The organism is Streptosporangium oxazolinicum, assembly GCF_039537505.1.
GTDB classification, from domain to species: Bacteria; Actinomycetota; Actinomycetes; order Streptosporangiales; family Streptosporangiaceae; genus Streptosporangium; species Streptosporangium oxazolinicum.
In genome coordinates, this window is sequence record NZ_BAABAQ010000007.1 from 158,075 (window position 1) to 177,019 (window position 18,945).

Annotated in this window: 16 protein-coding genes; 8 read left to right on the plus strand and 8 right to left on the minus strand. The window is 70.7% G+C overall.

Annotated features, from left to right (window positions below):
• Positions 1–312: 312 nt before the first annotated feature.
• Genes ABD817_RS20250 through ABD817_RS20260 form a run of 3 tightly spaced genes read right to left on the minus strand, consistent with a single transcriptional unit; the run spans position 313 to position 2,220 of the window.
• Positions 313–696 (minus strand): TIGR03618 family F420-dependent PPOX class oxidoreductase, encoded by a 384-nt coding sequence (locus ABD817_RS20250; RefSeq protein ID WP_344919585.1) that lies wholly within the window; start codon positions 694–696, stop codon positions 313–315.
• A 13-nt stretch (positions 697–709) separates the two neighbouring features.
• Positions 710–1,630 (minus strand): NAD-dependent epimerase/dehydratase family protein, encoded by a 921-nt coding sequence (locus ABD817_RS20255; protein WP_344919586.1) that lies wholly within the window; start codon positions 1,628–1,630, stop codon positions 710–712.
• Positions 1,627–2,220 (minus strand): dihydrofolate reductase family protein, encoded by a 594-nt coding sequence (locus tag ABD817_RS20260; protein WP_344919587.1) that lies wholly within the window; start codon positions 2,218–2,220, stop codon positions 1,627–1,629. Before ABD817_RS20260 ends, ABD817_RS20255 begins: the two co-directional genes overlap by 4 nt.
• A gap of 317 nt (positions 2,221–2,537) precedes the next feature.
• Between ABD817_RS20260 and ABD817_RS20265 the strand changes: the two genes are divergently transcribed.
• The 5 genes from ABD817_RS20265 to ABD817_RS20285 all read left to right on the plus strand — a co-directional run bounded on the left by ABD817_RS20265 (position 2,538) and on the right by ABD817_RS20285 (position 9,216).
• Positions 2,538–2,876, plus strand: coding sequence for a hypothetical protein (locus ABD817_RS20265; RefSeq protein ID WP_344919588.1), 339 nt, complete (start codon positions 2,538–2,540; stop codon positions 2,874–2,876).
• Between the two features lie 25 nt (positions 2,877–2,901).
• The gene (locus tag ABD817_RS20270) at positions 2,902–3,267 is read left to right on the plus strand and encodes a sulfatase-like hydrolase/transferase (RefSeq protein ID WP_344919589.1); all 366 of its coding nucleotides are present in this window, start codon (positions 2,902–2,904) and stop codon (positions 3,265–3,267) included.
• Positions 3,268–3,639: 372 nt separating this feature from the next.
• The gene (locus ABD817_RS20275; protein WP_344919590.1) at positions 3,640–4,359 is read left to right on the plus strand and encodes a hypothetical protein; all 720 of its coding nucleotides are present in this window, start codon (positions 3,640–3,642) and stop codon (positions 4,357–4,359) included.
• A gap of 577 nt (positions 4,360–4,936) precedes the next feature.
• Positions 4,937–7,027, plus strand: coding sequence for an NAD-dependent DNA ligase LigA (ligA, locus tag ABD817_RS20280; protein WP_344919591.1), 2,091 nt, complete (start codon positions 4,937–4,939; stop codon positions 7,025–7,027).
• A 101-nt stretch (positions 7,028–7,128) separates the two neighbouring features.
• The gene (locus ABD817_RS20285) at positions 7,129–9,216 is read left to right on the plus strand and encodes a DUF4132 domain-containing protein (protein ID WP_344919592.1); all 2,088 of its coding nucleotides are present in this window, start codon (positions 7,129–7,131) and stop codon (positions 9,214–9,216) included.
• Between the two features lie 76 nt (positions 9,217–9,292).
• Here the strand turns inward: ABD817_RS20285 and ABD817_RS20290 are convergent, their stop codons facing one another.
• Positions 9,293–10,468: a F420-dependent hydroxymycolic acid dehydrogenase gene (locus tag ABD817_RS20290; RefSeq protein WP_344919593.1), complete on the minus strand. Its 1,176-nt coding sequence runs from the start codon at positions 10,466–10,468 to the stop codon at positions 9,293–9,295.
• 317 nt (positions 10,469–10,785) lie between these two features.
• On the minus strand, positions 10,786–10,944 hold the full coding sequence (locus ABD817_RS20295; RefSeq protein ID WP_344919594.1) for a hypothetical protein: 159 nt from the start codon (positions 10,942–10,944) through the stop codon (positions 10,786–10,788).
• Between the two features lie 242 nt (positions 10,945–11,186).
• Between ABD817_RS20295 and ABD817_RS20300 the strand changes: the two genes are divergently transcribed.
• Positions 11,187–12,035 carry an LLM class flavin-dependent oxidoreductase gene (locus ABD817_RS20300; RefSeq protein ID WP_344919595.1) on the plus strand — a complete coding sequence of 283 codons (849 nt, stop codon included), beginning with the start codon at positions 11,187–11,189 and terminating at the stop codon, positions 12,033–12,035.
• A 140-nt stretch (positions 12,036–12,175) separates the two neighbouring features.
• Here ABD817_RS20300 and ABD817_RS20305 read toward each other — a convergent pair whose 3' ends face one another.
• From ABD817_RS20305 to ABD817_RS20315, 3 genes are all read right to left on the minus strand, one after another.
• A complete protein-coding gene (locus ABD817_RS20305) occupies positions 12,176–13,939 on the minus strand; it encodes a ThuA domain-containing protein (RefSeq protein ID WP_344919596.1) in 1,764 nt (587 codons plus the stop codon).
• 421 nt (positions 13,940–14,360) lie between these two features.
• The gene (locus ABD817_RS20310) at positions 14,361–14,843 is read right to left on the minus strand and encodes a metallophosphoesterase family protein (RefSeq protein WP_344919597.1); all 483 of its coding nucleotides are present in this window, start codon (positions 14,841–14,843) and stop codon (positions 14,361–14,363) included.
• Positions 14,844–14,986: 143 nt separating this feature from the next.
• Entirely contained in the window at positions 14,987–15,997 is a 1,011-nt protein-coding gene (locus ABD817_RS20315) for a hypothetical protein (RefSeq protein ID WP_344919598.1), read from the minus strand.
• Positions 15,998–16,228: 231 nt separating this feature from the next.
• On the opposite strand from ABD817_RS20315, the gene ABD817_RS20320 reads away from it, so the two are divergent.
• Entirely contained in the window at positions 16,229–17,260 is a 1,032-nt protein-coding gene (locus tag ABD817_RS20320; RefSeq protein WP_344919599.1) for a LacI family DNA-binding transcriptional regulator, read from the plus strand.
• Between the two features lie 43 nt (positions 17,261–17,303).
• Complete coding sequence (locus ABD817_RS20325) at positions 17,304–18,932, plus strand: FAD-dependent oxidoreductase (protein WP_344919823.1); 1,629 nt, start codon at positions 17,304–17,306, stop codon at positions 18,930–18,932.
• The last annotated feature ends 13 nt before the right edge of the window (positions 18,933–18,945 follow it).

Consider the following 18,945-nt stretch of genomic DNA (forward strand, 5'->3'; position numbering starts at 1 on the left):
TGGTCCTGGGCCAAGGCCAGGTCGCCGACAAGCGCGGGGAGGGGCCCGCCGCCCGTGCCCTGCCGGCCCGGCTGGAGGTGGCCGGGATGGTCTTGACCCTGGACGCGCTGCACACCACCAAGGCCACCGCCCGCCTGATCACCCATGGACCTAAGCGCACCAGTGGCGAGTCCGCTTCCGAACGGAAGGGTGGGGCGCCGACTCATGACAGCGCATCGGTGTTTCCCCCCAGGCTGATCCGCTCCGGTAACTGTGGCCATGTCTGGTTCACAGTCGCCGGCCCGGACGCCGCTTTACGTGCGAACATGACGATTAACGGACGCCGACGGTCTGCCGGTCGGGTTCGATGAGGGCGACGGCGCGGTCGAGCTCGCGTGAGTAGGGCTGTCCGGTGTACTTGATCGCGATCCTGTCGATGATCTGCCAGGCCGGCTCGCCGTCGAGCCACTCGACAACCCGGCCACGGATGGCGACCGGGTTGAAAGGATTCTCGACCGGCGCGATCGAGAGGGCGACGCGGGGATCGCGGCGCAGGTTGCGGGCTTTGAGCGATTGCGGGCCTGTGAAGATCGCGATGCGATCGCCCTCGGTGCCCACGAAGACGGGGATGGCGTGAGGGGAGCCGTCGGCGAGCACGGTGGCGAGGTGGGCGAGCGAGGCGCCGTCGAGGACATCTCGGACTTCGGGGTCGAGCATGATGTCGTCCTCCTTAGCGTTGGTTGTCGGCGCGCCATGCGACGTAGTGGGCTACAGCGCTGGTGATGTCGAACTCGGGCTGGAATCCGGTGTCGTCGGTGAGCCGGGTGATATCGAGGTAGGGGTCTAATCCGGGGCCGCCCCGGCGTCCCTCGATGAGTTCGATGCGAGCGCCGTCCATCGCTGCGGTCAGCGCACGGGCGATCTCCCGGTTGGTGACGGGGCGTCCGCTGGACACGTTGTAGATGTCGTGATGGAGGGTTTCGGCGGCTGCCAGCAGGGCGATCGCACGCCCGTTGTCGGGGGCGTAGGCGAGGTCGCCGCCGTCGTCGGCGTAGAGGGGCGGGGGTGTTTCTCCGCGGTGCAGGGCGCTGACATAGGGCGGGATGAAGTTGAAGGGCGATTCGGGGTCCATCAGCGGACCCCAGGTGCTTCCGATGCGGAGCAGGACGGGCTGCACGTCGCTGCCCCGAAGGCTGTGGAGGGTGAGCGGTTCGACGGCCTTCTTGAAGGCCGCGATCGCGTGCGGGACGTCGACGGATGGGAGCGAGAGTTCCTCGTCCCAGATGGTTTCGGGTCGGCCGGTGTAGGAGCTGATGCTGCTGGCGACGGCGAATCTGCGCACGTTCCAACTGCGAGCGGCTTCCAACGCGTTGAGCAGCCCGGCGGTGTCGCGGCGGAAGAAGTCGATCGGCACCGCCTCCGGGATGCTTCCCGCCAGGTGCACGATCCCGGTCATGTCGTGGCGGTCTCCGAGCGCGAGGAATGCCTCTCGGTCGGTGACGTCGAGGGACTCCACCGTGACCCGGCCGCCGAGGAACGACGGTGTGTCGGTGCGGTGATGGGTGGTCACGACGACATCGTGACCGAGGTCTACCAGGGCGCGGGCGGTGTAGGCGCCGATCATTCCGAGGCCGCCGGTGACGAGGATCATCGGGCCACCTCGTAGTGCAGGTGGGTCACTCCGGGGGCGGGCACTGCTTCGATCAGCCGCAGCGCGATGTGCTCGGGAAGCTCCTGGAAGAAGCTGCGGCCGGCGCCGAGCAGGACGGGCACCTGGTGCAGGATCACCTCGTCGACGAGGCCCGCTTCCAGCGCGGACGTCAGCACGCCGCCGCCCATGAGGCCGACGTCCTTGCCGTCGGCGGCCTCGCGTGCCGCCGCGATCGCGTCCTCGATGCCGGTGGTGACGAGCGTCTGCCTCTCGCCAATCTCGGGCGCGGGCCGGTTGCTGAGCAGGATCAGCCGGGCTGCCGGGTGCGGGCTACCGCCTCCGAAGTGGTCGGAGTCGTCGTAGGTGTTGCGGCCGGCCACGATCGCGCCCACGCGCCCGGCGAGGGCGTCGAAGACCCGAGCGCTGGGCCCGCTCAGCTTGAACCCGTCGAAGACCTGACTGGGGGTGTCGCCGTCGAAGTACCAGTCAAACAGCATCGTCCCGTCGCCGAGCCCGCGCCCGGCGCCCGGGTCCCGTCCGGTGATGTACCCGTCGGCCGACACCGCGTGGGCGCTGATGACCTTGCTCATCTTGGAGGCTCCTTACCGAATTGAACTTCGTACCCGTGACACCTAAGTCCCTTCAGGAAACTCAAACCGTCGTGCTCATCTGACGCACGATCGCGTTCCTTCCGGTTGCCGAGAAGTCTCGCGGCACCGCCGGGTGACCGACCAGATGCGAATGTGGACGGTCGGCGGTGATGAACGTCATCGCGAGCCCCGCGAGTCGTTTGCCTGGTCATCCGAGGCGCTGCACCGCCCCCGACCCCGCGAGGTATGCGGGCCGACGCCGCGATGTCCACGCCCGAGCCGCGCCGGGGTAACGTTCGCCGCTGATCGGCAACTGGGTGAGCTTCGACAACGGGTACGACCAGGGGATCGGCGAATGGCGGGGTCTGGTCACCGGCGAGCTGACCTACGCGCGGACCCTCGACGGCCGGCCCTGGCTGCTGTTTCCACGGCCGCGCCGACCCCTGGCAACCGGACGACTGGTCGCCGACCCGGCGGCGGCCGGCTGGGTCGCCGAGGCCGACGCCCGCCTGGCCGCGCCGCTGGACGAAGCCGGGGACGCGTTCCCGCCGGGCGAGGTACTGCTGGCCTGGCTGGACCCGGCCGACGACTGGAACGCCCAGGAGTCCGCCCTGCGGGGAGACCGTGCCCGGCTGCTGCCGACGCCGACGCGCTGAGCGTCAGACGAGGAGAGACCTGATCATGTCCCCCCGCCCGAACGTGCTGTTCGTGATGACCGGCCAGCAGCGGTTCGACACCATCGCGGCGCTCGGCAACCGCGGCATCGCGACGCCCAACCTCGATCGGCTGGCCGCCCGCGGGACCGTCTTCGACAACGCGTACTCCACCACTCCGGTCTGCGTGCCGGCCCGCCACACGCTGCACAGCGGGTACGAGCCGACCCAGACCCGGGTGTACGACAACGCCGTCCCCGACGGGGGGCACGCCGCGATCCGGGAGTCCTGCGGGCCGTACCTGGCCGGCGCGATGGGCCTGCGCGGCTACCCGAACCTGGGGGGTCGGCAAGTTTCACACCACTCAAGGCGATGGTCCGGGAGGGCCGCCTGAAGCTGATCTGGCTGGCCAACGGCGGGCGCCGCTGCTGTTCGACGTCGCGGCCGACTCGCACGAGATCGCGCCGCTGCAGGCGGAGCGGCCGCAGGACGCCGATCGGCTGGCCGCGACGCTGGCCGGGCACCTCCGCTCCGAAGGCGTGGCCGACGCCTTCGACGGCGGCGAGCTGCGGACGTCCCCCCACGAGGAATGGCCGCTGACCCGGATCCACCAGTTCGACCTGTCCTGTGGGGTGACGGGTTTCGGCATGTGTCTCCCCCGATCGGAGGACACTGTTAGACCACGACGCTGACCGAGCCCTCCGATTCCTTCCAGAATTGCCGAATGATCCATGATCGGCAGCCGGGGCCTGCTACCTTGCACGGCGTGTTGATGAGAATCGTGATGAGGAGCCTGGTCGCGCTGGTGGCGGTCACGGCGGCGACCGTTCCGGCGTCGGCGTCGGTGTCGGCGGGAGAGACCTACGGGGACTACTCCCGCTTCGGCGCGCGCAGCGCCGGGCAGTACTGGACGGGCGGCCAGGCGGCGGGGCAGTGGACGTGGAAGCCGCTGTCGTCCACCACCTCGGAGATCAGCTGGGGCGATCCCGCGAAGTGGCCGCCGACGTACGCGGAGAAGTTCGTCCGCACCGGCGGTTGGCTGATGCTGGACGGCTGGCGCGACAACGGCACCTACTACCGGGTGCGTGTCACCAAGGAGCAGATCGGCGACGCCTCCTGCGGCTCCCTGCGCACGCTCGCCACCTCCGGGCTCCAGCACTACGTGCAGTGGGACATCCCTTCACGGGCCTACTGCCTCAAGGCGTGGGGCACCATCACCGAGGAGTCCTCCGGCAAGGTCATCCGCTTCGGTCACACCCAGATCTGGTCACCGCCCGCCCCGTGCTCCAACCGGTACCTCACCGGCCAGACCTGCATCAAGCAGTGGGAGTCCTGGTGGGACAACAAGGACGACCGCGACGGTCCGATTACCCGCAAGCTCGATCGCGACCAGCTCATCGCCCGCGGCAAGGGGATGGCCTTCGACATCCACCAGTACTTCCCGAAGACATGGCAGGCCGAGGCTCGTTCGTATTGGACCTGGTGAGCAAGGCGGCCCGCGCCCGAATCACGCGGCCATCTCGACGAGATGCTTGAGCGTGCCCCCGGACGGCGGTTAAGGCCCGCCGGGATCCGGATACCGCCGACGGTTCGAAGGTGAGAGCGCGAGCCGTACAGGTAATTTATGTAAAGCCGGTAGGTGATATCGACGTTTCGGGTCCAGAGCGTGCGCCCGGCCGAGGTCGCGACCCGCAGGCACGTGATGGCCCAGGCCGCGGGGGCGGCCGGCTGGGACGGGGTCTTGCCCGCGATGACGTTACTGGCCGAGTGGCCAGTGGCGCTTCGACAAGACGCCCGAGAGCTACCTCGCCGGCCTCGAACTCCGCGCCGCGATGATCTGGCTCGAAGATCTATTGCAAGCAGCCAATTGATCACGACATCACACAGGCCCTAACACAGTTCACCTCACCCAACTCCAACAGCGCAACGGACATCAATTCGCGAACCGTCATCTCACGTCCTGCCGCTCTACATGGGACCAACTATCGCCCCCTGTCTCACAAGGGTTCGGGGACGCGTTCCGCGGGCCGAAAATTGTCGGTGCCCGGCGGGATGATGGGATCATGACCGACGCACCCCCCAGCACCCTTTTGGCCGATCAGACCGCCTACGCCGAGGCCGTCCAGCTCGCCCTGGACGCCGCTGCGGCCTACTACGGCGACGGCACGTCCACGCTGGACGACGACGCCTACGACCGGCTGGTCCGGGGCATCCAGGCCTATGAGGACGAGCATCCCGACGAGGTGCTGCCGACCTCGCCGACGGGCAAGGTGGCCGGTGGCGCGGTGGTCGGCGACGTGCCGCACACGGTGTCGATGCTGAGCCTGGACAACGTCTTCGGCGCCCAGCAGCTGGCCGACTGGGCCGCGTCGCTGGAGCGCAGGCTGGGCTGGCCGGTCACCGCGTGGAGCGTGGAGCCGAAACTCGACGGACTCGCGATCGCCGCGCGTTACCGGGGCGGGCGGCTGGTGCGGCTGGTCACCCGGGGTGACGGCACCAAGGGCGAGGACGTGAGCCACGCGATCGGCACCATCGTGGGACTGCCCGCCAGGCTGGCCGATCCGGTCACGGTGGAGCTGCGCGGTGAGGTGATGATGACGGCCGAGCAGTTCGAGGCGGCGTGCCTCAAGCGCCAGGCGCACGACGGCACCACGTTCGCCAACCCGCGCAGCGCCGCCGCCGGCACGCTGCGCGCCCAGGACCGGCCGTACGTGTGCGAGCTGACCTTCTTCGGCTACGGCGCGCTGCCGCAGCCCGACGACACCTCCGAGCGGGCCGTGTCGCTGCGCGAGCTGCCGCACAGCGAGATCATGACGTGGGTCGCCGCCCAGGGCGTGCTGACCCCCGCCGCCACCGACGTCGGCGGGATCGTCGCCACCACCCTGGAGGGGGTCCAGGAGCGGGTCGAGCAGATCGCCGCCAAACGAGCGGAGCTGGCCTTCGGCATCGACGGCATCGTGATCAAGTGCGACCTCGCCGCCGACCAGGCGCAGGCCGGGTTCAGCTCGCGCGCCCCCCGCTGGGCGATCGCCTACAAGCTCCCCGCCACCGAGAAGATCACCAAACTGCTCGACGTCGAGTGGAACGTCGGCCGCAGCGGCATCATCGCCCCACGCGCCGTGCTGGAGCCGGTCGAGCTCGACGGCAGCACCGTCACCTACGCCACCCTGCACAACGCCTCCGACATCGGACGCCGGGGCTTGATGCTGGGCGATTCCGTGGTCGTCTACAAGGCCGGCGACGTGATTCCCCGGGTCGAGGCCCCGGTCGTACACCTGCGCACCGGCGACGAGCGGCCGATCCCCATCCCGGAGGTCTGCCCGCTGTGCGGCGACGAGATCGACGCCTCCCAGGAGCGGTGGCGGTGCGTGCGCGGGCGCGCCTGCCGGGTGATCGCCTCCATCGGCTACGCCGCCGGCCGCGACCAGCTCGACATCGAGGGCCTGGCCGAGAACCGCGTCCAGCAGATGCTGGACGCCGGGCTGATCGCCGACTTCGCCGACCTGTTCTTCCTCACCCGCGAGCAGGTGCTGGGCCTGGAGCGGATGGGCGCCACCAGCACCGACAACCTGCTCGCCGCGATCGAGCGGGCCAAGGCCCAGCCGCTCAGCAGGGTCTTCTGCGCGCTGGGCGTGCGCGGCACCGGCCGGTCCATGAGCCGCCGCATCGCCCGCCACTTCGGCAGCATGGACGCCATCCGCGCGGCCGACGCGGAGGCGATCGAGGCGGTCGAGGGCATCGGCCCGAAGAAGGCACCGGCGGTGGTGGCCGAGCTGACCGAGCTCGCACCGCTCATCGACAAGCTGGTGGCGGCCGGGGTCACCATGACCGAGCCGGGCTGGACGCCACCCGCCGTCCCCGGCTCCGACGCGCCGACGGGCTCGGAGCCGGGCGGCGCGTCCGAGCTGCCGCTGGCCGGGATGTCCGTCGTGGTCACCGGCTCCATGAGCGGGACGCTGGAGACGCTGACCCGCAACCAGATGAACGAGCTGATCGAACGCGCCGGCGGCAAATCCTCCTCCAGCGTCTCGAAGAAGACCAGCCTGCTGGTGGCCGGAGAGAACGCGGGTTCCAAGCGCGCCAAGGCCGAGAGCCTGGGCGTACGGATCGTCGGCCCGGAGGAGTTCGCCGACCTCGTCGGCCCGTTCGTCTGAGGCCGTCGATCGTTCTGTCCAGGGCGGTCCTCCCGGCCGCCGGCGCCACCGTCACGACCCGTCCGTCATCCACCGATCCACCTCTGACAGGAACCACCGGCATGCCTCTCTCCCCTCTCGCCCAGCGTCTGCTCGCGCTGATCAACGGGACCGCGAACGACCCCACGTACTGGCCTGAGGTCTCCCAGCTGAGCACCGGGCTGGGCGCGTCGGTCCCGGTCGGCGACGACAGCCCGATGTCGGCACGGTATGTGGTCGACGAGCAGCGGCTGGCCGTGGCGGCCCGCGAGCTGGTCGGATTCCTGATGCCGGACGGAGAGCGACCGTACGAACCCTTCTCCGTGCTGGTGGCGGCGGGGCTGGCGGGCATGGGCGCCGAAGTGGGCGACCGGCTCACCCGGGAGCGCGGGCCGATCGCGGCCGCCGAGCTGGAGGTGCTGCTCGGCTGGGACGTGGAGCGGCGGGCGCTGCTCGCCGAGGCGATGCGGGAACGGTCCGACCATGCCGCCCCGCTGCCCGGCGTGATCGAATGGCTCAACGGCCAGCCCGGTTACCCGGACTTCGCCCGGACGGCTCTGGAGGCGGCCGAGGCCCGCGTCGCGGCGATCCACGCCGGAGAGATCCCCTACCGGGCGGAGAAGGCGTTCGAGGACGGGGAGAAGGCGATCCTCGGCAGGGCCGTACGGCTGGCGCTCCTCCGGGACGAGCCCTGGCTGCCCGAGGTGCTGGACAGGCTGCTGCGCGGGATCGCGGTGGCGCCGACCCAGGCCAAGACCCTGCTCTCGCAGGGACTGCTGTTCGAGATCGCCCGCGCGGTGCGGAGCTACCCGACGCCCGAGGCGATCTCGGCGTTGCGCGCCGTCCGCCAGGTCACCCGGCACGCCGGGGTGCCCAAGCAACTGGACCGCATGTTCAAGGACATCGAGGCCGCCCTGGCCAACCGGCTGGAGGTGGCGTTCCGGATACCCGACGGGCGGGTACGGCAGACCGTCGGCGAGCACACGGCGGTGATCTCCATCGACGGCAAGGTCGAGCTGTCGTGGTGGCACGGGGACAGGAAGCTCAAGACGGTCCCGGCGGCGGTCAGGCGGGAGCACCCCGCCGAGGTCAAGCGGCTGCGCGAGCTGGCCAAGCGGACCCAGCAGCAGCAGGCCACCCTGGCCAGGGCGCTGGAGGCCGGATGCGCCGGCGAGACGGCTCCGCCGTACCGGCAGCTGGAGGGGCACCCGGTCACCGACCGGGTGATCTGGGAGTTCGAGGTCGAGCCCGGCGTGTGGCGCGCCGAGCTGGGGCTCACCGTGCCGGACGTGCCGGTGCGACTGTGGCACCCGGCCCGCGCGTCCCTGGAGGAGGTACGCGCCTGGCGGGAGGTGGTGCAGGGCAAGGAGCTGCGCCAGCCGTTCAAGCAGGCCTTCCGCGAGGTCTACCTGCTCACCCCCGCCGAAGAGGAGACGCGCGACCACTCGCGCCGCTTCTCCAGCCACCTGCTCCGGTACGGCCAGGCCAAGGCACTGCTCACCGACCGCGGCTGGACCGGCATGACGCTGGGCCACTGGAACTGGGAGGGAGGGTCCGACGCGTGCACCGCCGCCAAGAAGCTGCCCGGCGGCCTGACCGTCACCTGGGACTTCCACCTGGACGAGCACTCCTACGAACGCGACGGTTACGGCACCACCGCCTCCGTCTGCGTCAGCGGCGACATCCGTTTCCTCGCCGGCACCTCGCCGGTCCCGCTGGCCGAGGTCCCTCCGCTCGTCCTGTCGGAGGCGCTGCGCGACGCCGACCTGGTCGTCGGCGTCACCTCCACCGGCCTGGACCCCGAGGGCCACGGGGACTACTGGCGCTCCTACAGCTTCGGCGACCTGGCCGAGAGCGCCCGGGTCCGGCGCGACGCCCTGTCCCGGCTGATCGGGCGCACGACCATCGCCGACCGGTGCACCATGACCGATCGCTTCCTGGTGGTCCGGGGCGACCTGCGCACCTACAAGATCCACCTGGGGTCGGCGAACATCCTGATGGAACCCAACGACGCCTACCTGTGCGTCGTCTCCGCCCGCGACCCCCACGCCGGGCTGTTCCTTCCGTTCGAGGAGGACGGCCGGTTGGCGCTCATCCTCAGCAAGGCCTTCCTGCTGGCGAACGACACCGCCATCACCGACACCTCCATCACCCACCAGCTCCGGGCCTGATCCCCGTGGGGACCCCGGCCCCGCTCCTCGTGGGCGCGGGCCGGTCCGTTCGGCGGGTTAGGGAGCGACTCGGCCGTCAGCGGTGCACGTGCGGCAGGACCTCCCGGCCGTAGAACTCGACCACGCGCCGCTGGTCCTCCTGGCCGGAGTGGATGAACGGGGTGGCGCCGAGGTCGACGATCCGCTGGGTGGCCTTGATGTGCACCTTCGGATCCGTGCTGACCGGCCAGCCGGCGTACACCTGCTGGAGCTTCCAGCGCTGCTCGGCCAGCCGCTGGATGGTCACCGGGTTCGGCTGGTAGAGCAGGTCGCCGAAGCCGTGCACGGTGAACCGCCACTTCTCCGCGGCCTGGTCCGCCTCGGCCCGGCCGCCCACCACGACCCACGTCTCGACGAGCTTCGGCATGGTGTCGGGGTTCTTGCCCGCGGCGCGGGCACCCTTGGCGAACGCGTCGCGCAGCCGGGGGTCGGCGATGTCCTTGGTCTGGGCGATCCAGCCGTCGCCGTAGCGTCCCGCCAGGTACGCGCTCTTCGGCCCGCTGGCCGCGATGTAGATCGGCACCTTGGAGGGGGGGACGTCGTACAGCTTGAACTCCCTGGTCTGGTAGAAGCGCCCCTTGAAGGTGGTGCGCTCGCCCGTCCAGAGTTTGCGGATCAGCTGGACGGCCTCGATGAGCCGGTCGTGGCGTTCGGGGTAGCGGCCGAACCGGCCGGTGGTGGCGAGCTCGTTGAGTGCCTCGCCGGTGCCGACGCCGAGGAAGACCTTGCCGGGGCTCAGGATGTCGAGGGAGGCGAAAGCCTGCGCCACCTGGGAGGGGTGGTGGCGGTAGATGGGGCAGGTGACGCCGGTGCCGTACGTCAGTTTCGGCGCGCGCTCGCCGATCAGGGCGAGCGTGAGCCAGGGGAACATGGAGTGGCCCTCGTTGTCCTGCCACGGATGGGAGTGGTCGCTCGTCCAGACCTGGCTGAACCCGGCCTGCTCGGCCAGTTCGGCGAAGCGCACCAGGTCCGGAGTGCGGAACTGCTCGTGGCTCAGGACGAAGCCCACCGGAACCGCCGACGGCCTGCTCCCACCCGGGCTCGGGCTCGGGCTCGGCGAGGGAGAGGGTGGGGGCGAGCCGGGCCGGATGATCGGCTGAGGCAGGCTCGCGCCGCCCAGCATCGCGGCTCCCAGCATGGAGAAGTGCCGCCTCGACAGGCCGCCGGGCCGGTCCGCCTCCCCTGGTCGCCGTTCGTGCTCGTGTGCGCTCATCGTCAACCCCCCGGATCGGCGCGAGTTCCTGCCTGCATACCCGGACAAAACCCCCAAAAACCCGACAAATGATGACATGGGGGAACCGTGTCCATGGATCTGTCGTCCGGGGGCCGGCCGTTGTCCCTGGCGGTCGCGATGCGCGGAAGGTCTCACCCGGCGCGGGTCCGGTCCGGCGGTCCGGCTCGGCTCGGTGAGTACGGCCTGGCGACCGGGCTCAACGGCTCGGTTGAGCGGCTCGGTTGAGCGGCTCGGTCCGGCGGCCGGGTCCGGCGGTTCGGCTCTGGCGGCCTCGTGTGGCGGCGCGGTTCAGCGGCTCAGCGGGCCGGTCCGGTGGCTCGGCTCGCCGCGATGTCGGCGACCCAGCGATAGATCCCCTGCGTCGAGCGGACCGCTCCGCCGTCACGCAGGCGGATCATCGCCGGATCACCGGCCGCGGCGGCGGGCTCGATGCCGCGCCGCATCGATCCTGCCACCGCAAGATCATATCTAAAAGATCTTCCCGATGAGCCAACCCGAGGGCGTCGCGGAGCACCCCCCTGCGGTCGCGTACCCCACCGGGGCCTTGTGTCCGGTAGTGGGTAGAATGGTGGCACTCCAAGGATCGAGCTCCCCGGAAAGACGTCGCAGTATCGGGAGCGCGCCGCGCCCGATGACCGCGCGCGGCGGTGGAGGGGCGGCAGTCTTTTTCCGCATGCCCTTCCGGAGGTTGAATCCCATGAACGTAGGTCTTGGCCTGCCCATCAGCGATCCGTTGTCGCTGCTCTCCTGGGCCAGGCGCGCGGACGCCGGCCCCTTCACCACCCTCGGCCTGCTCGACCGTCTCGTCTACGCGAACCCCGAGCCCCTGGTCACGCTGGCGGCCATCGCGGGCGCCACCTCGCGGATCCGCGTACAGACCGAGGTGCTGCTCGGTCCCCTTCGCCAGTCGGCGCTGCTCGCCAAGCAGACCGCGACCCTGGACCGCGTGTCCGGCGGCCGGTTCACCCTCGGCGTCGGGATCGGCACCCGCCAGGACGACTACCTCGCCGCGGGGGCCGACGTCCGCCGTCGCGGGCGCAGGCTCGACAGGCAGCTGACGACGCTGCGGCGCGTCTGGTCCGGTGAGCCCTACAGCGAGGAGGTCGGCCCGATCGGCCCGGCCCCCGTCCAGGACGGCGGACCGGAGATCCTGATCGGGGCCTTCGCGCCCGCCGCCCTGGAACGCGTCGCCCGATGGGGGGACGGGTATCTGTGCGCCGCGCCCGTCGCCCTGGCCGACCGGCTCATGCGCGACGTCGAGAGGTTCTGGACCGAGGCGGGACGGGATGGACGTCCTCGGATGGTCGCGCAGGTCAACGTGGCCCTCGGCCCCGAGAGCACCGTCCAGGACGCCAAGGAGACGATCACTTCCTACTACGGCTTCCTGGGAGACACCACCCGGGTCGTGGAGAACATGCTCACCACGCCGGAGCGGATCCGCGACGCGATCACCGCGTTCACGGACCTCGGCGCCGACGAGGTGATCCTCTACTGCTGGGCTCGTGACGCCGACCAGATCGACCGCCTCGCCGACGTGGCGGTCTGACGGCCGGGGAAAGACCCTCCCGGGATCCCCTGACGCCGTGCTCGTCGTCCGGCGGGCGCCGGGAACACCGCTCGCGGAGTCCCGGCGCCTCCAAGGACGGGGCTCGTGGCGCGCCGAGAGGGCGCGCCACGAGCCGTGGTTCACCTGGTGAGGGTGAGGGTGTCGACGTCGAACAGGGATCCGCCGCCCCCGGTGAAGCTGAGGAACAGCGGTCCCGAGGCCGATCCGGTCAGGGGAGTGGAGACGTTCTGGAAGTTCTCCCAGCCCCCGGTGTTCGGTACGGTGACCGAGCCCAGGAGGGTCCCGGTGGCCGATCCCGAGCGGACCTGGATGGTGCCGCCGGATCCGGCGGAGGAGATGCGGGCGCCGAAGGCGGTGGCGCCCGCCGTGCTGATCGACGAGTAGCCGACCCAGTCGCCGTTCTCGATGAACCCGGCGGTCCTGCCGCCGCTGGCCGGGGCGTGGTTGGCGATCTGCACGCCCGAGGTGGAGGTGTAGGACTCCGCCTCGGCCGTGGTCGTGACCGGGCCGGTGCCGCCCAGCTCCTTGACGCGGACGTTGCGGAAGGAGACGTCGTCACCCGTGCCGTGGTTCTGGATGCCGATGTGCCCCTCGCGGATGCTGCGGGCCGGGTCGGTGTTGGTGAAGTCGTTGATCTTGACACCGTTGAGGAAGACCTGCAGGCGCTCGCCCTGGACGAGGAGCTCGTAGGTGTTCCACGCGCCCGGCGGGTTCAGGGCCGCGTCGCGGGCGGCGATGTCGGCGGACTTGACCGCGTAGACGGACCCGGTGGTGCGGTCCGGGGCGTCGGTGGCGTCGATCTGGACCTCGTACCCCTTGGAGGTGTTCATGGGGTCGGAGGCCGACATGCCCACGAAGACGCCCGAGTTGTCGTCCCCGGCGACCCTCCAGTCCAGCTTCAGCGAGTAGGAGAAGTACTTCTTCGCCGAGTACCACAGCACGCCCATGCCCCCGGTGGAGGTGAGGGTGGCGTCGGTGTTGGTGAAGCTGCCGGGACCGCTCTGCGTCCAGCCGGTGGTCGAGCCGTTGTACAGGGTCGTGTAGCCGGTCTCCGGGCGGCAGTCGGCCTTGGCCATCCCGGCCGCGTACCGGATGCCGCCGAGCAGCAGCGACCGGAAGCCCGGCTCGGTGTAGGAGCTCGCCGTGTGCCCGAGCCCGGTGTAGAACGAGCGGCCCGACGTCATCGGACGGCACCAGGTGATCGGGTGGTCGCCCATGTCGCCGCCGCTGTAGCTGCCCTCGTTGAGGTTCTGCAGCACTCGCGCGGTGTTGCGCGGGTTGGTGCGGTAGTTGTACCACTCGTCGCTTCTCGACCAGGTCGCCCCCAGGTGGGCGGTGGCCGCGTGCGCGCGGTCCTCGGTCCTGATCGTCGCCTGCTGGGGGGCCGGATGTCCCTTGAACCAGGCGCCCACCAGGGTGCCGTAGTACGGCCAGTCGTACTCGGTGTCGGCGGCGGCGTGGATGCCGACGTAGCCGCCGCCCCCGTTGACGTAGGACTCGAAGGCGGTCTGCTGGGTGCCGTTGAGCACGTCACCGGTGGTGCTGAGGAACACCACCGCCTTGAAGCGCGCCAGGTTGGCCGTGGTGAAGGCTCCCGCGTCCTCGGTGGCGGTGACGGTGAAGTTGTTGGCCGCGCCCAGGTCGCGGATCGCCTGGAGGCCCGCGGGGATCGAGTCGTGCCGGAAGCCTGCCGTCTTGGAGAAGACCAGCACCTGGTAGGCGGGGTCGGCGGCCTGGGCCGCCGTGGGGACGAACAGGGCCGCGCCGACCATCGCGGCCACGACGGCCGCCATACCGCGCCGGACGAGGTTCCGTACGCCTGTCCTCGCGGCGGGCGGCTCCGTGGTGAACGGCCTGCTCCGGGGCTGGGAACGTGGTGACATGAGATCCTTTTCCTGACTCGGAGGGGTTAAGTCAGGCAAGGCGCGCGCCGCCGCGCTTGTTGCCGTGGTGCTCAGTGCCGTGATGCTCGGTGCCATGGTGCTTGACGCCGTGGTGCTCGACGCCGTGGTGCTCTGTGCCGCTATCTGGCTCGAAGAACGATTAGTGGGGTTTGTAACACGCAGATGTCGTCCCGCGCACCCCCGCGGTAGGTAACGAATCGGTAACCGCCGAAGGCGCCGCAGGTCGGCGGGGAAACAACGGGCCACCGGATCGCCCCGTCGCCGCGTACCCCGGGACCGGCATGCTCGGCGCCATGCCGCGCTCCTTCCAGCGGATCCACATGCTCGCCACTCCTACCCTCGCCGTCGTGTTCGACACGACGGGATCGGCCACCGGGCAGAACCGGTCCGGCGGACCGGGTCAGGTGACGGCGACGATCCGCGCCTCGACGAGGCGGCCCTCCTCGACGCGCAGGACGCCCAGGGTGCCGTGGGGCTGACGGCGGCGGTCGGTGGGCGATCCCGGGTTGAAGACGCGGAACTCGTCGTCGCCCTGGACCAGCGGTATGTGGGAGTGCCCGAACACCACCAGGTCGGCCTCGGGAAACCGGCGCCGCATCCGGGCGAGCCGCCCTCGCGCCGGCCCGCTGTCGTGGATCATCGCCACCCGCAGCCCGCCGAGATCCAGCTCCAGCGTCTCGGGGGCCACCACGTCCGGCCCGTCGTTGTTGCCCTTGACCGCGCGCACCGGGGCGTAGCCGGCGAGCTCGTCCAGCACTTCGGCGACACAGACGTCACCCGCGTGCAGGATCAGGTCCGCGCCCCGCAGGTGCCCGGCCACGGCCGGCGGGCACGCCTTCCACCGCCGGGGCGCGTGGGTGTCGGACAGCACCACCACGTTCATGTCTCCATGCTCCCACCGGTGCCGAGGGGAACCCCCTTCCCCTCCGTCGATGCCCCGAGCGCCCGCCGGCGTGGTGCGCCGTCCGGCACGGAACCCGTGTCCCGGGACACGGGTTCCGTGCGGCCGTCAGGGAGGGCGCGTTCTCAGACGGCGCGGGCGACGGCGATCGTCGACCCGCTCCGCTGGCCCGCCTCGTAGAACATGTACTCCACGCCGCCGTCGGTGCCGAAGGAGGGCGCGGCGCTGCGACCGTTGTCGGGGGCCCCGGTCAGGGGCCGGTGGAGGACGCCGAGGTGGACCTCACGGTCGAAGGCGTTGCCCACCTCGGTGAGGAACATGTTCCCGCTGCCGCCGTGGTAGACGACGTACGTCGTGCCGTTGCGCTTGACCAGGGTCGGCCCGGAGAGATCTCTCTGGCCGTCGAGGCTCGGCGTGACCAGCGGGGTCGGGTCGAACTGCCAGTCCTTGCCGTTGGACGACCAGCCCCAGAAGATCTTGCGAGTGCCGCCGGTGACGCCCATGAAGACCATGACGTACTTGTTGCCGAGACCGGGGACGGCGTGTTCGAAGACCCGCGCGTACGAGGTCTCCGTCGCGCCGGGGATGAGCCCGGTGTGGAGCACCGTGCCGTGGTAGGTGAAGCGCACGCCGTCGGTCGACCAGGCCATCCTGGTGGTGTTGTTCTCGCCGTGGAAGTACATGTAGAACTGCCGGTTGGCGGGGTTCCAGAGCATGTGCGGCGATGAGACGTGGCTGACCGAGTAGTGCGGCGACCAGGTTCTGGAGATGACCGGGTTGTTCGGGTACTCGGTGAACGGGCCGCCGAGCGAGTTGCCGTAGGCCAGGCAGATGCCGCCGGGCGCGTCGTGCGGGGCGTAGTAGAGGTAGTAGCGCCCCAGCGGGCTCGCGATCTTGTCGTACATGCCCCGAATACAGGGGAAGATCAGTTCGTTGGTCGGGTTGTAGCGCAGGCTCGCCTTGTTGAACGGCGTGCCGACGTACTGGTACGTGGGGAATCCGGCGGGTCCCAGCGCGGAGGCGCCCGCGACCGTCGCCGTGGCCACCCCGGGGAGGGCGAGCCCGAGACCGCCGGCCACGCCGGCGCCGACCGCCGCGCGCAGGAGCCCGCGACGATCCAGGAGGGGTTCAGACATTGACCGTCCCTTCGCGACAACTTTCACCGTGAGTGATGGTGAGGGCATCTCTCTGATCGCAAAGGTTCAAGCAGGCGCGCCCGCCCGTCAAGGTGCTAATACGGATTATCACCGGCGGAATTTCCATGACGTGATCCCGGTGTCCGGCTCTTGACAGGGCCGCCGGTTGATTGCAGGATGACGTCCCAACTCCGCTAATGCGCATTATCACCAGACGGGACGCTACGGATCGTGATCTCCCCCGGCCGCCGGCTCACTCAGCAGGACATCGCCCGCATCGCGGGGGTGAGCCAGACGACGGTGTCGCTCGTCCTCAACAACCGGACCGACGCCGAGGTGCGCATCGCCCCGGAGACACGCGAGCGGGTGCTGAGGGTGATCAGGGAGACCGGATACGTCGCCGATCCGGTCGCCCGGCGGCTCGCCGAGCGGCGCAACCGCATCCTGGGAGTCTTCACCTACGAGGCGGTCTTCCCGACCGCGAGCGCCGACTTCTACCATCCCTTCCTGCTCGGCATCGAGGAGTGCGCCGAGGAGATGGGCTGCGACCTGCTGCTGTTCACCAGCGCCAGGGCGGCGGGGGAGCGGCGCCGGATCTTCAACGAGGACAGCCGGGTGCGGCTCGCCGACGGCTGCGTGCTCCTCGGGCGCGCCGTCGACCGCGACGACCTGGCCCGGCTGCTGGCGGAGGGCATCCCCTTCGTCTCCATCGGCCGCCGCGACGACGCGGGCGCCCCGGTGCCGTACGTGGGCGCCGACTACTCGCCCGCGGTGCGCGCCCTGGTCGACCGGGCGGCGGGGCTCGGCCATCGGAGGATGGCCTACGTCGGCACCGGGGCGGGTGCCGAGTCGCCGGCCGACCGCATGCGCGGCTTCCGCGAGGCGGTGGCCGCCGTCGGGGCGCGGGGGTCGCATGTGCCGGTCATCGGCAGGACCCCCGAGGAGCTGCTGGGGGAGCTGTCGGCCGCCGGGGTGACCGCGGCCTTCGTCGAGGAGCCCGCCGACGCCGTGGCGATCATGCATGCGGCGGGCGAGCGGGGTCTCGCGATCCCCGGCGACCTGTCGATCCTCGCGCTGGGCGCTCCGACCAGGCCCGTCCGCGTGGACGTCGATCTCACCGGGTTCCGCATCCCCCGGCGGGAGATGGGCCGCAGGGCCGTCGAGCTGCTGGCGGAGCTGCTGGAGAACGGCGGGGGGACGCCGCAGGAGCTGCTCGCCTGCGAGCTGGTCGAGGGATCCACGCTCGCACCGGCCCGGAGCTGATCACCCCGTAAGCACACCAAGGACACCAAAAGCGGTGAGAACGATGATGATGGGAGAGACCCCCGACGTGGTTGAGATATCGGCGGATGCGGTGGTCGTCGGCGGAGGGCTGGGCGGCGTCGCCGCCACCCTGGCGCTGTTGCGGGCCGGACGCACCGTGATCCTGACCGAGGAGTACGACTGGCTCGGCGGGCAGCTGACCAGCCAGGCCGTGCCGCCGGACGAACACTCCTGGGTGGAGCGGTTCGGCGTCACGGCCTCCTACCGGGCGCTGCGTGACGGCATCCGCCGCTACTACCGCGACCACTACCCGCTGACCGACCGGTCGCGGGCCTGGCGGGAGCTGAACCCGGGCGCCGGACACGTGAGCCGCCTCTGCCACGAGCCGCGCGTCGCGGTCGCGGTGATCGAGGCCATGCTCGCGCCGTACCGGGGTTCGGGGCGGCTGCGCGTGCTGCAGCCGTACCGACCGGTCGGCGCGGAGGTCGACGGTGACCGGGTGCGGGCCGTGCGCCTGGAGCACCGGAGCGGGGGAGGGGAGGTCACGGCCGTCGCGCCGTACGTGCTGGACGCCACCGAGACGGGTGAGCTGCTGCCGCTGACCGGCACCGAGTACGTGACGGGGTTCGAGTCGCAGGGCGACACCGGCGAGCCGAGCGCGCCCGCCGAGGCCCAGCCGATGAACATGCAGGCCGTCTCGGTGTGCTTCGCGATCGACCACGTCGACGGCGACCACACCGTCGACAAGCCCGCCGCCTACGAGTTCTGGAGGAGCTACCAGCCCGACTTCTGGGGTGACCGGCTGCTGTCCTGGCGCTGTCCGCACCCCAGGACCCTGGAGATCGTGGAACGTTCCTTCACCCCCAACCCGGACGACGACCCCCTGCTGGTGGAGGCCGACCAGCGGCTCAACCCCGGCGACGCGAACCTGTGGACGTTCCGCAGGATCGCCGCGCGGCGCAACTTCGCCGACGGCGCCTACGACAGCGACATCACCCTGGTCAACTGGCCGATGATCGACTATCTGGAGGGGCCGGTCATCGACGTGCCGGACGCCGCACGGCACCTGGCCGCCGCCCGCGAGCTGTCCCGCTCGGTGCTGTACTGGATGCAGACCGAGGCGCCACGCGCCGACGGCGGGACCGGCTTTCCCGGCCTGCGCCTGCGCGGCGACGTCACCGGCGGCGACGACGGGCTCGCCCAGGCCCCCTACATCCGCGAGTCGCGCCGGGTCCGCGCCCTGTACACCGTGGCCGAGCAGGACCTGTCGCTCGCGGTGCGCGGCGACAAGGGCGCGGTGAGCTACGCCGACTCCGTCGGGGTGGGGATGTACCGCATCGATCTGCACCCCTCCACCGGGGGCGACAACTACATCGACGTGGCGAGCTCGCCGTTCGAGATCCCACTCGGCGCGCTCGTCCCGCAGCGGATGACCAACCTGCTGCCCGCGTCCAAGAACATCGGCACCACCCACATCACCAACGGGGCCTACCGGCTGCACCCGGTGGAGTGGAACGTCGGCGAGGCCGCGGGTGCCCTCGCGGCCTTCTGCCTGGACAACGCCACCACCCCGCACGCCGTACGCGAGGACGAAGGCCTGCTCGCCGGCTTCCAGCGAAGGCTCACCCGCGACGGCGTCGAGCTGCGCTGGCCGCAGGTGACCGGTTACTGAGCCTCGTCCGACC

Coding starts and splice junctions, on each gene's coding strand:
- ABD817_RS20315 (WP_344919598.1), bottom strand. CDS start 15,997: ATGTCTGAACCCCTCCTGGATCGTCGCGGGCTCCTGCGCGCGGCGGTC.
- ABD817_RS20325 (WP_344919823.1), top strand. CDS start 17,304: ATGATGATGGGAGAGACCCCCGACGTGGTTGAGATATCGGCGGATGCG.
- ABD817_RS20300 (WP_344919595.1), top strand. CDS start 11,187: ATGAACGTAGGTCTTGGCCTGCCCATCAGCGATCCGTTGTCGCTGCTC.
- ABD817_RS20310 (WP_344919597.1), bottom strand. CDS start 14,843: ATGAACGTGGTGGTGCTGTCCGACACCCACGCGCCCCGGCGGTGGAAG.
- ABD817_RS20290 (WP_344919593.1), bottom strand. CDS start 10,468: ATGAGCGCACACGAGCACGAACGGCGACCAGGGGAGGCGGACCGGCCC.
- ABD817_RS20250 (WP_344919585.1), bottom strand. CDS start 696: ATGCTCGACCCCGAAGTCCGAGATGTCCTCGACGGCGCCTCGCTCGCC.
- ligA (WP_344919591.1), top strand. CDS start 4,937: ATGACCGACGCACCCCCCAGCACCCTTTTGGCCGATCAGACCGCCTAC.
- ABD817_RS20270 (WP_344919589.1), top strand. CDS start 2,902: ATGTCCCCCCGCCCGAACGTGCTGTTCGTGATGACCGGCCAGCAGCGG.
- ABD817_RS20305 (WP_344919596.1), bottom strand. CDS start 13,939: ATGTCACCACGTTCCCAGCCCCGGAGCAGGCCGTTCACCACGGAGCCG.
- ABD817_RS20255 (WP_344919586.1), bottom strand. CDS start 1,630: ATGATCCTCGTCACCGGCGGCCTCGGAATGATCGGCGCCTACACCGCC.
- ABD817_RS20260 (WP_344919587.1), bottom strand. CDS start 2,220: ATGAGCAAGGTCATCAGCGCCCACGCGGTGTCGGCCGACGGGTACATC.
- ABD817_RS20285 (WP_344919592.1), top strand. CDS start 7,129: ATGCCTCTCTCCCCTCTCGCCCAGCGTCTGCTCGCGCTGATCAACGGG.